The sequence below is a fragment of the Metabacillus crassostreae genome (assembly GCF_016908395.1).
GTDB lineage: Bacteria > Bacillota > Bacilli > Bacillales > Bacillaceae > Metabacillus > Metabacillus crassostreae.
Window position 1 is genome coordinate 1 of the sequence record NZ_JAFBDU010000015.1, and the last position, 11,559, is coordinate 11,559.

9 protein-coding genes and 2 riboswitches are annotated in these 11,559 nt (G+C 34.8%); of the genes, 1 reads left to right on the forward strand and 8 read right to left on the reverse strand.

Annotated features, from left to right (window positions below; all coding sequences use genetic code 11):
* Positions 1 to 132: 132 nt before the first annotated feature.
* The 5 genes from JOC75_RS22720 to JOC75_RS22740 form a co-directional block, all read right to left on the reverse strand.
* On the reverse strand, positions 133 to 1,455 hold the full coding sequence (locus tag JOC75_RS22720; RefSeq protein ID WP_204956218.1) for an NCS2 family permease: 1,323 nt from the start codon (positions 1,453 to 1,455) through the stop codon (positions 133 to 135).
* A 147-nt stretch (positions 1,456 to 1,602) separates the two neighbouring features.
* Positions 1,603 to 1,704: riboswitch (purine riboswitch) on the reverse strand.
* An 84-nt stretch (positions 1,705 to 1,788) separates the two neighbouring features.
* A complete protein-coding gene (guaA, locus tag JOC75_RS22725) occupies positions 1,789 to 3,309 on the reverse strand; it encodes a glutamine-hydrolyzing GMP synthase (RefSeq protein ID WP_239589637.1) in 1,521 nt (506 codons plus the stop codon).
* A 255-nt stretch (positions 3,310 to 3,564) separates the two neighbouring features.
* Positions 3,565 to 3,666: riboswitch (purine riboswitch) on the reverse strand.
* Between the two features lie 27 nt (positions 3,667 to 3,693).
* Positions 3,694 to 5,904, reverse strand: a complete 2,211-nt coding sequence (locus tag JOC75_RS24395; RefSeq protein WP_204956220.1) for a transglutaminaseTgpA domain-containing protein — start codon at positions 5,902 to 5,904, stop codon at positions 3,694 to 3,696.
* Positions 5,901 to 7,121, reverse strand: coding sequence for a DUF58 domain-containing protein (locus JOC75_RS22735; RefSeq protein WP_204956221.1), 1,221 nt, complete (start codon positions 7,119 to 7,121; stop codon positions 5,901 to 5,903). Before JOC75_RS22735 ends, JOC75_RS24395 begins: the two co-directional genes overlap by 4 nt.
* On the reverse strand, positions 7,118 to 8,083 hold the full coding sequence (locus JOC75_RS22740; RefSeq protein ID WP_146950666.1) for an AAA family ATPase: 966 nt from the start codon (positions 8,081 to 8,083) through the stop codon (positions 7,118 to 7,120). Before JOC75_RS22740 ends, JOC75_RS22735 begins: the two co-directional genes overlap by 4 nt.
* 172 nt (positions 8,084 to 8,255) lie before the next feature.
* On the opposite strand from JOC75_RS22740, the gene JOC75_RS22745 reads away from it, so the two are divergent.
* The gene (locus tag JOC75_RS22745; RefSeq protein WP_204956222.1) at positions 8,256 to 8,633 is read left to right on the forward strand and encodes a PH domain-containing protein; all 378 of its coding nucleotides are present in this window, start codon (positions 8,256 to 8,258) and stop codon (positions 8,631 to 8,633) included.
* A gap of 104 nt (positions 8,634 to 8,737) precedes the next feature.
* Here the strand turns inward: JOC75_RS22745 and JOC75_RS22750 are convergent, their stop codons facing one another.
* The 3 genes from JOC75_RS22750 to JOC75_RS22760 all read right to left on the reverse strand — a co-directional run bounded on the left by JOC75_RS22750 (position 8,738) and on the right by JOC75_RS22760 (position 11,277).
* Positions 8,738 to 9,754, reverse strand: a complete 1,017-nt coding sequence (locus JOC75_RS22750; RefSeq protein ID WP_204956223.1) for an LCP family protein — start codon at positions 9,752 to 9,754, stop codon at positions 8,738 to 8,740.
* Complete coding sequence (locus JOC75_RS22755; RefSeq protein ID WP_204956224.1) at positions 9,747 to 10,271, reverse strand: sigma-70 family RNA polymerase sigma factor; 525 nt, start codon at positions 10,269 to 10,271, stop codon at positions 9,747 to 9,749. Before JOC75_RS22755 ends, JOC75_RS22750 begins: the two co-directional genes overlap by 8 nt.
* A 154-nt stretch (positions 10,272 to 10,425) precedes the next feature.
* Positions 10,426 to 11,277: a Cof-type HAD-IIB family hydrolase gene (locus JOC75_RS22760; RefSeq protein WP_204956225.1), complete on the reverse strand. Its 852-nt coding sequence runs from the start codon at positions 11,275 to 11,277 to the stop codon at positions 10,426 to 10,428.
* Between the last annotated feature and the right edge of the window lie 282 nt (positions 11,278 to 11,559).

Below are 11,559 nucleotides of genomic sequence, written 5' to 3' on the forward strand. Positions count from 1 at the left end.
AGATCTGTCCACGCTCATTTTAGATAATTTATAAAGAAAATCGCAAAAGGGGTTCGGAATGAAACCATTCCGAACCCCTTTTGTCGACGATCTGAGAGATGTACTATTTAAGTACACCTCTTCCTCTACCTCTTACGCTAAGAAAATAAAGTATAGAACAAATATTACAAACAACCCATACATAATTGGGTGAATTTCCTTCGCTTTACCCTTCATCGCCATTGTAATTGGATAGAAGATAAATCCGATCGCGATCCCTGTAGCAATACTATATGATAATGGCATTGCAATGATTGTTAAGAATGCTGGAACAGCAATTTCAAAACGATTCCAGTCGATTTTACCTAATGAAGAAACCATTAAGATCCCAACAATTATTAATGCAGGTGCAGTAACTGCTGGTGTAACAACTCCTAATAACGGTGAAAAGAATAATGCTAATAGGAATAATACCGCTGTAACAACTGATGCAAATCCAGATCTTGCACCTGCAGCAACACCTGCAGATGATTCGATATATGAAGTTGTTGTTGATGTTCCTAGTATAGAACCTACAACTGTTGCAGCTGAATCTGCAAATAAAGCTTTTCCTGCTCTTGGTAATTTATTTTCCTTCATTAACCCTGCTTGGTTTGCAACTGCTACTAATGTACCAGCAGTATCAAAGAAGTCAACAAACAAGAAAGTTAAAATAACAACTAAGATTTGAATTGTGAAAATTTGATCTAAATTGAATAACGCCTGACCAAAAGTTGGCTCTAAGCTTGGTACAGCACCTACGATCGCAGTTGGTGCAGAAATTTGCCCGAAGATCATCCCTACTACTGCAGTGATAAGCATACCGAAGAAAATCCCGCCTTTAACACCACGAACCATTAAGATAACTGTTACAAAAACACCAAAGATTGCAAGCAGTGTCTGTGGGTTTGATAAATCTCCTAAACTTACAAGTGTTGATTCATTACCAACGATGATTCCAGCATTTTGAAACCCTACAAAAGTGATAAATAAACCGATACCCGCTCCTACAGCAAACTTAAGCTCTGCCGGAATAGAATTTATAATTTTTTCACGTAAACCAGATAATGTTAGAGCAATAAAGATTATTCCTGAAACAAAAACTCCCGATAAAGCTGTTTGCCAAGGTACACCCATTGTTAATATTACTGTGAATGAGAAAAATGCGTTTAAACCCATACCAGGGGCAAGTGCTATTGGATACTTGGCGATAAGACCCATTAATAATGAACCTACAGCAGCTGCAATTGCTGTAGCTGTGAAGATAGCACCTGAATCCATTCTCATATCAGCAGGTAAATCAGGTATTGACTCCATAGATAATATGCTTGGGTTAACAAATAAAATGTAGGCCATTGATAAAAATGTTGTTAATCCCCCAATAAACTCACGACGATAGTTAGTACCTAATTCATCGAATTGAAAAAACTTCTTCATAGTAGGTGTTCCTCCTAGGTTAGTTAAACGTCGCATAATGAAGGGAACCTAAATAATAGATTATAAGTTCGATAATAATAAAAGCGCTCATAGCAGACCATGAGCGCTTGACACTTGAAAATATTAATACTAGGTTAATGAAATAAAACCTATATACTAATACTTCGTAGTCAAGCAATTTACGGTAGCTTGGTAGAAACTTTTGGGCCATATCCCCAACATTATACGACGTATTTCGACTTATTTTGTTATAAATTTATTTTATCAGTTCATTGTTATTCCGTCAATAAAAAAACGAACATTATTTTAAATAATGTTCGTTTTGTTCGTGTTTTACTCCCACTCAATTGTTGCAGGTGGTTTACTTGTAATATCATACACAACACGATTTATGTGGTTCACTTCATTTACGATTCTAGTTGAAATCACTTCTAGTACATCCCATGGAATTCTTGCCCAATCTGATGTCATCCCGTCAATAGAGGTTACTGCACGAATACCGATTGTGTAATCATATGTTCTTGCATCACCCATAACTCCTACACTTCTTATATCAGGAAGAACTGTGAAGTATTGCCAAATATCACGATCAAGACCAGCCTTTTTAATTTCATCACGCAGGATATGGTCAGATTCACGAACAATCTCAAGCTTTTCTTCACTAATTTCACCAAGTACTCGGATACCAAGTCCTGGTCCTGGGAATGGCTGTCTCCAAACGATTTCATCAGGAATTCCTAACTCAGAGCCTAAAGCACGAACTTCGTCTTTGAATAATGTGTTTAGTGGCTCAATCAGTTGGAATTGCATATCTTCTGGAAGACCACCAACATTATGATGAGATTTGATCGTTTGAGCTGTAGCAGTACCACTCTCAATAATATCCGTATATAACGTACCTTGTGCTAAGAATTCAATTCCTTCAAGCTTAGCTGATTCATCGTCAAATACATAAATAAACTCATTACCGATGATTTTACGCTTTTTCTCAGGATCTGAAACACCTTTTAATTTATTTAAGAAACGATCCTTCGCATCCACTTTAATAACATTCATATTGAAGCCTTCTGTAAATGTCTTCATAACACTTTCTGCTTCATTTTTACGCAATAAACCATGATCAACAAAAATACATGTTAACTGATCACCGATTGCTTTATGAATTAATACAGCAACAACTGATGAATCAACTCCACCGCTTAATGCACAAAGAACTTTCTTATTTCCTACTTTTGCTTTAAGCTTATCAGTTTCCATCTCAATGAAGTTTTCCATTGACCAGTTACCAGCACATTCACAAATACCAAAAACAAAGTTTTTCAATAAATCATTACCATATTCAGAATGTCTTACCTCTGGATGAAATTGAACACCATAAAATTTGCGATCTTCATTACTCATCGCCGCATATGGACATGATGTGCTTGTAGCATCTACAGTAAAGCCTTCAGGAATCTCTCTAACAAGATCTCCATGACTCATCCATACTACTTGTTGCTCTGGTAAGTCAGCAAATAAACCTGGTTTGCCATTAATATCAATTGTTGCTTTACCATATTCACGATGACTTGCTGATTCTACTTTTCCACCAAGCTTATGTGTCATAAGCTGCATACCGTAGCAAATCCCTAAAACAGGAATGCCTAAATCGAAAATCGCTTCATCACAGTCAAATGCATTTTCTCCGTAAACACTGTTAGGTCCACCAGATAAAATAACACCTTTAGGGTTTAATTTCTTAATTTCCTCTGCTGTTAGTGTGTGAGGATGTAGCTCACTATACACACCAAACTCACGGATACGTCTTGTAATTAATTGATTGTACTGGCTACCAAAGTCTAGTACTACTACCATTTCATGAATGTTTGCCAAAATCGTCACCTCATTGTTTTTTAACTACTATTCTCTATTATACTAAAACAAACTTTGCATACTCATATAAAAGTGAAGATTAAACTAGCAAAAATTCCAGAAAGAACTATTCGCTTCCGTATGTTTGGTTTATCTTCCTTACAAAGTCATCATAACCCAGGAAATATCATATAATGCAAAAAAACTAGACTTCTGTCCTTCTATATAAAAAAGAAGGCAGAATTCTAGTTACAATAACGAACTTTATTCTGCCTTCATAGTCAGGTTATTTACGGTTACCCGGTAGAGACTCTCGATCCATATTATCGAGGATATATGAAGGTACAATATAATTTTTTCTATTCTATCAGTCTATCGTATAAAAGGTCAAGATGATGTTCTTTTAATTAAATTTTCCCACAATTCATTTGACCTCTGCCACTCTTCATTAGAGCTATCACGTCGATATAATGCTCTTTCATAGCTTTTTGTTAATGCGGTCATCTCGACGATTTGAAAATATCGGTCAATATAATGAGCAAAATCGCGCAATGTTTGATCAGGCTTCTTCTTTAAGCCTATTCTTTCAAACTGCTTTAGCAATGATTCATAAGCTTGAAAAAACACATCGTCATCTTTTCTATCCCTATATTTCAACAGCAGCAATCTTCCTAACCATTTTGTTCTTGTTTTGAACATAATGAAGCCTGTAATAACAGTTACCAACAATATTCCATATAATCCATAGCTACCTAAGCGGATATCAAATAGTGTGAATGTGTCATTAGAAGTTGTTGAGCTTGCATCTTGTTCCTCTTGATTAGGTTTTTCAGGCGTTTCTTCAGGTTCTTCTTCTTTTTCAACTTGTGTTTCTTGTTGATCTGATTCTTCATTTTCATCAGCATTTTTATAATCAGCTGTTAACTCATAAGGATTTACAAAGCCTTGTGTTGGTTCAAATGGAACCCAGCCAACACCATCAAAGTAAATTTCCACCCATGAGTGGGCATTGTTATTCGTGATTCTGTATTCCTTTTCTACGTTTGAAAGAGCCCGAACAAAATCACCCTCTGTATAGCCTTTTACCCATCTAGCTGGAATATCAATTGACCGTAGCAATACAATCATTGATGTTGAAAAATTATCACAATATCCTGTGAAGGTTTCAAATAAAAATTGATCAACATAATCTTGATTTCCTTCTGGAATCGCAATATCTTCTCTATCATAAGAAAAGGCTACTGATCCCAAATATTCTTCAATCGCTTTAGCTCGATCGTATTGATTTCCTGCTTCTTCGGTAATGTTCACCGCTAAGTCCCTAACCCGCTGTGGAAGTGAGTCAGGTAATTGAGTATATCTTTCCATAAAGCCTTCTGGCATATTTTCAAATGTTTGTTCTTTTTTCATTTCATTTATTGGATATAACGGGATATTATAACTAATGTCATATCCTAAAAATTCTTCTCTTTCTCCTTCATCATTAGGAAATGGAGAAAGCTGCTCTATATTTTTATTCACATACAGAGGAAGATTGTTTTCTGTCTCAAAGGACGTTAAGCCTAAGGGATAAATCACATGCAAAAATTTATAGCCTTCATTGATTGCAATTGTTGAGGTGAGTTGTTTTGTTTCTACTCTCTCATCAACCCAATTAAACTCATTTTGGATATTTGTTACCTCTTCTTTTACAGCTTCAGGATCAGATGCCTGCCATCCTTTTCCTGTATAAACATCCTTTGTTTCAACACGCCAATAATGCCTATCAGAAGAGACGTGAGTCAAGACCTCCGTATCATCCTCAACAAACCCTCCACCTAGCTGATCATCATTTTGACTATAACCAATTTTCTTTGTGCCGCTTCCTTCATCCTCTTCACGACCAACAGCTGTAATGTATGGAACAGGATCTGGCCACTGAGGTGAAGCCTTTGGTGCTAGTATTGCTAAAATCATCGAAACTACAATAAATGCAAAAAGTGGTAAAATCCAGCGAAGAGAAGCAATTTTCTTCACCTGTAAGTTCTCGAGCTTTTTCAGTCGATCAAAATAAAGCAAACCAAGCATAAAAAAGCCTATTAACACTGTTCGAACAATAGCAAATGTTGCATCATAAGCTGTAAAAGTATCCAATATCGTAATATACAGGAGCGTTAAAACAAAGAAAAACAAAATTCTTCGTTGAAACAAGATCCAATAATGAATCAAATAAACTAGCAGCCATAAAAGGGTGAAAAATAAAAGTGATCTAAATGAAGACGTCATATTTAACCAATCTGCATTAGGAATTAGCCCAAAATTGTAGGCAATATCTCTCCCTAAATCTCTTAGCCATAAAAAGCTAAAAAACACTCCTTCAAAGTACAAGCCATGTAACATAAAAGCGATAATAAAAAGCTTTATTGGATATGTGAAATACCAGCGTACTTTGAAAAAAATGAGTATAAAACTAACGCCAATAAAAAAACTAAAGATAAATGTGTTTGCTGTATCTGTATAATCTTCAAGTGGCCTTAGCCATTCCCATAATAAAATAAACGCAAAGATATAGTAGATAAAAGCAATTGTTTTACTGTCATTTTCCCTTTGAAGCTTCACGAATTGCCCACCTCTTTGAATCCATTTTCAACATCACGATTCTGCAAAATCCTCACACTAATATGACGCTTTTTTAGCCTCTCGATTAGGACACTATCTTCTTTTGATAGCTTGTCATAGTAGCCCTTAACCATATACACCATATATGTTTGCTGGTGCCCTACAAGTCCTTCGAGCTTGCGAACTAAATCAAGATTCAAGTTACTAGTAAAGATAATATTTGTCACTTGCTTCATATCTGCTTTTAATCTCGGATTCTCTAAAGATGCTGAAAATGGTTTATGACTATCACAATCTACTTTTGCAAGATGATAAAAAATACTTCTTACATGTTGTTCATCTGATTGTAGTCCAAACACATGCTGATCAGATCCCATTGATATAAGACTTACTCTTGCACCACTTTTCACAATTGCTTTTATATATGATGCTGTATGTGTGATAAGCGATTCAAATAAAGCAGATTTTGTCCGATCTAAAAAGACGACAACATCACGACTCTGTAATTGTTCAAATTCCTTTGTCATAATTGAATCTCTTCTTGCTGTTGCTTTCCAATCAATCCAAGCAAATTTATCACCAGGCTGATATTCTCTAACTCCAACTGCTATCGTTGAATCCTGCCAATATTTCGTTTGTGTTGAAGCAGATCCTTGTTCAAATTGTTTTTCATTAGGACGATAATCAACATCAATTAATGTTGGATAAACTAAAAAGTAATTTTCAACTACAAATGTCATTTCCTTCTCAATTAATCCAAATAAGTCTCCAGTACGAACTCGAACAGAGCCAAATTGATGTTCACCTCTTGGCATATTTAACAACGCATAACTATACGTAACAGATCTTTTAAACCAAGGAAAAAACAGCTTCTTGGGCTCTTCCAGCTTTTTGATTCCTTTTATTCGATCAGTGAGTTCATCCTCAACTAAAAGGTAAAATAACGGAAAGGGGAATTTTCGCTTCACAGTAACTGTAGCAATCAACCTCTGACCAGCAGTAAACTGTTCTTGATTAACTTTTCTTGTTACCTGAAATGACCGAATCGGATATAGCATTAACAAAATTGAATAAATGGCAAAAGGTAAAAAACTATAAAACAAAAACCAACTTACAAATCCACCTTGAAACATCGCATAGCTAAATGCCGCAAGCGTAAGAAATAGGAGAGAAAACAGCTTCCAACCAACGGAAAACCTTTTAAAAAGCGCAATCATTTACTACTTAACGACCTTTGAACTGGCACAGAAGTTCGACTAATAATCTCTCCAATAATATCCTCTGATGATTTCCCCTCAAATTTCGCCTCAGATCTTAATATAATTCGATGCGCCAAAGTGTAAACAGCTAAATATTGAATATCATCAGGAATAATATAATCTCTTCCTAAAATAAAAGCATATGCTTGAGCAGCTTTCATTAATGCAATAGAAGCACGTGGACTTGCTCCCAAATAAACAGAAGGATGCTTTCTCGTTTTACTAGTGATATCGATAATATAGTTTTTAATCGTTTCATCTACATAAACAGTTTGGATCTCATCTTGTAGCTCTGCTAATTCTTCTTTTGAAATAACACTTTCAATCTTATGGATCGGTCTTTCCTTTTCCGCTAAAGTTAACACTTCAAATTCTTCAGATTTTGTTGGATACCCCATTCTTAGCTTAAATAAAAATCGATCAAGCTGTGCTTCAGGCAAAGGGTATGTTCCTTCATAATCAACAGGATTTTGTGTGGCCATAACAAAGAAGGGCTTCGCAAGGATTCTAGTGTTACCATCAACAGTCACACTTCCTTCCTCCATCCCCTCTAATAAGGCAGATTGCGTCTTAGGAGAAGTTCGATTAATTTCATCAGCTAAAACAATATTTCCAAAAAGCGGACCTTCACGGAATTCAAATCTTAATTCTTTAGGGTTATATATGGAAACACCCGTCACATCAGACGGAAGTAAATCAGGCGTGAACTGAATTCGCTTAAACTCTGCACCAACAGATTTAGCAAGTGCCTTAACCATCATCGTCTTCCCAACACCTGGAACATCCTCAAGTAAAACATGACCATTTGCAAGAATCGCTACAAGACTTAATAAACTAACATCTCTTTTTCCGACCATAACACTTTCAATATTTTTAATAACTCGACCGAGTTTTGGATGCATTGCTTCGTATTGAGACATGATATTCCTCCTGAGATGAATTCTATCTTTCTTCTTCATTATAGTATTCTGATTAACTTAACAAAATCCTTTTGATTTTAGTAATATATTGAAATTTTAACAATATAAAAAGAAAGGGATACATCAAGTTTTCCCGAATAGGTACAGTAGAGGAATGAAAGGAGAGAAAAGTATGGGCTTTCTAGATGGACTTTTAGACAATGCTTCAACAATCTCAAACGAAGAAGTAACAAAAGAATTAGAACAACTTTTAGCTCACGGTGAGGAAATTGATGTGGCATTCAAGTTAATAAGAGATCTAATCGTATTCACAAACAAGCGACTCTTAGTTGTAGATAAACAAGGACTAACAGGCAAAAAGGTTGAATACCACTCCATTCCCTATAAAAGCATATCCCACTTCAGTATCGAAACAGCGGGTCACTTTGATCTTGATGCAGAACTAAAAATATGGATTTCTGGCGCACAAACACCCGCTATCGCAAAACAATTCAAAAAAGATAGTAGCATTTATGATATTCAAAAGGTTTTAGCAACAATTTGTGGGTAATCCAGTCGGAATATGATGTATATTTGAAAAGTGAGGCTAGCTTTTGCTAGTCTTATTTTAGCCAACAAAAAAGCTTCTCACTATTGTGAGAAGCTCTCCGTATATTAATTCTCATCCATATGTGTTGAAAACTCATTAGAAACATTGTCTACTATACTGCTATTAAGCTCCAAATAATACTGACCCTCCATATTAATACCCTCTGAACTTTCTGTAAGATCTAGTGTGTGAATCGAATATATGTCTGATTTCGATATGACTGAATATAATGTATCTAAAGGCATATTTGTATCAACATATTGAGATAAATCTTTAATTTGTTGAAGTGATATTCCTCCTTTTGCTTCGCTAATTACTGAATTTACAAATCTTGCATGTTCCTTTTCTCTCCCTATCGATCCATCAGACAATGAAAATCTCTCTCTCAATAGTGCCAGCATTTCCTCACCATTAAATTGATGTGTTCCTTTTTCAATCTTTTGTGTTCGTCCATCTCCCTTTGTTAAGCTAACAGACTCATTCAGCTGATAAGATATTCCACCTAATGAATCAATAATTGATATAAATCCATCCATGTTCACTACAGCATAATAATCAACAGGTATATTCATTAAATTTGCAACCGTTTCAACTGCAGAATCCACACCACCATATGTGTATGCATGAGTAAATTTATCCTTTTTCATTTCCTTCCCAGCTTTATCGATGATCGATACATATGCATCACGCGGAATGGAAGTTAGCTTCACCGTTTCGTTTTCACGATTATAAGTTAATAAAACATTTGCATCAGATCGGTTATACGCATCAATTCCCATAAGTAAAATGGAGAAGACTTCTTGATTTTGGTTAACAATGGTCTCAGTGATCGACTCTGCATTTTGATTTTTATTACCTGTTAAAATTGTCGGTAATAGTATACTAGTAAAAACAATTAGTAGTAATATGAGACTTAAAGTAGGAACCATATGATTTTTTAAAAAAGGCTTTCTTTTTTGCTGCTTTACTTTATTATTATCGGCTATTCGATTAAATACCTTCTTCCGATCTTCACTCGTAAACTCCAGTTCATCATCATCTTTAGCCCAAATTAGTGAGTTCTTTAGTTCTTTTTCATCCATAAACCTCTGCCTCCTCTAATTTTAATTTCAGCTTTTTCTTTGCTCTTTTTAATCGAGTTTTAACAGTGTTTATTTGGATATTTGTAATATCCGATATTTCCTCTATTTTTAGAGATTTATAGTAATATAGATAAATAACTTCTCGGTACTTATCTGGAAGCGAAGAAATATGTTCGTATATTTCTTGTTTTTCATAATCATCTACTACTGTTTTTTCTGTAGATGGGAAAAAGGATTTTGCTGTTTCTTGTATAGAATATAATGTTTTCACTTTTTTATAATGCCAGCTCTTAAGGTAATCTTTGCACTGATTGATAGTTATCCGATAAAGCCATGTTTTTAATTGTGCATCATGGCGAAATCCATCTAGATTTTCATAACATTTAACAAATGCATTTTGTACCATATCTTTTGCAGTTTCTTTATCCTTTACATATGTGTAAGCTAACCTTACTAATTCACTTCCATGGTCAATCATTATTTGTTCAAGCAGTTTATCTCTTTCATGTTTATCCATTTGGTCTCCTTTCCTTCAACATTTTCTATTTTTTCGCGTATTTGACGATTTTGCTGATAAAATAGTTTCAAGTTTTTTCATTAGCAAAAAAAGACTCCCCAAAGTCCGAGGAACCTTTAGAAAGTCTTAATACTTAAGCGAATTGCAAACTCTTTTATAAAAAATGCTTCTCAAGATAATCCGAAACACCGTCTTCATCACAAGTAAAATCTGTTACATCATCAACTAATTCTTTTATATGATCCGGGGCATTTTTCATCGCAACCGAATGTCCAACAAACTTAAGCATTGGTATGTCATTATCACTATCACCAATTCCCACAATATCGTTTGCTGTTAAGTTATTCTTGTTTAATATGTACTCAATACCTGTTGCTTTGTTTACGTTCGCAACCATAATTTCCACATTATGCTCTGATGAAATAGACATGGTAAAATCTATTTCCTTCTTCAATTCCTCAAGCTCCTTTTTCCATGCATTGATTTGTTCTTTAGAGCGGCTAAAACAGTAGAATTTAGAAAACTTATCTCCCTCAATCACATCTTTCCATTCAATCTCACTCTTAATTGCTTCTTTACGTGACGTCCATTCATTTATGCCGACAGTTTCGATTCTTGGATCACGTATTTCATTTTCAACAAAGTGGCGATCTTCTTTTAGTGTAAATCTAGATCCCTTATTTGGGAAAAGCTCATAGTAAACCTTATGTTTTCTTGCTTTCTCGATTACTTTCTCCACTAAATCCAGTGGTAATGAATGCTCCATAACCGCTACTCCATCAACATGGGCAGCCATTCCGTTCGAGCTAATAAAGCCATCAACCTGGAATCCATCTGGAACTAAGTTTGCAATTTCATCAAATGATCTTCCTGTTGCAATAAACACAAGAATTCCTTTACTGCGTAACTGATCAATAACTTCCTTTGTTTTAACTGTTACCTGATTCTGATGAGTTAAAATCGTACCATCCATATCTAGAAAAATTGCTTTAGGTTGTTTTATCATGTTAGTCCTCCTAAAAAAATCAGCTTTCTTTGAGTTATTATATCATTAACATTAAATTTAACTTAATTAACAAGGTTGCTGTGAAATGATAAAAAAGGAATTACACGGATTATTGAACTGTAGATGTGTTTTTTACGAAACTCACTTCCGCCACCTAAAAGGTTCGTTTGTTATTATGAGAAGTAGACTCAAACAATACTAGTATTCTACTAGATAATCGAACAAAAACGAATCAATCTATTTATTAAAGCTACTCCTATAGCCTTCAATTTATTAATAAAA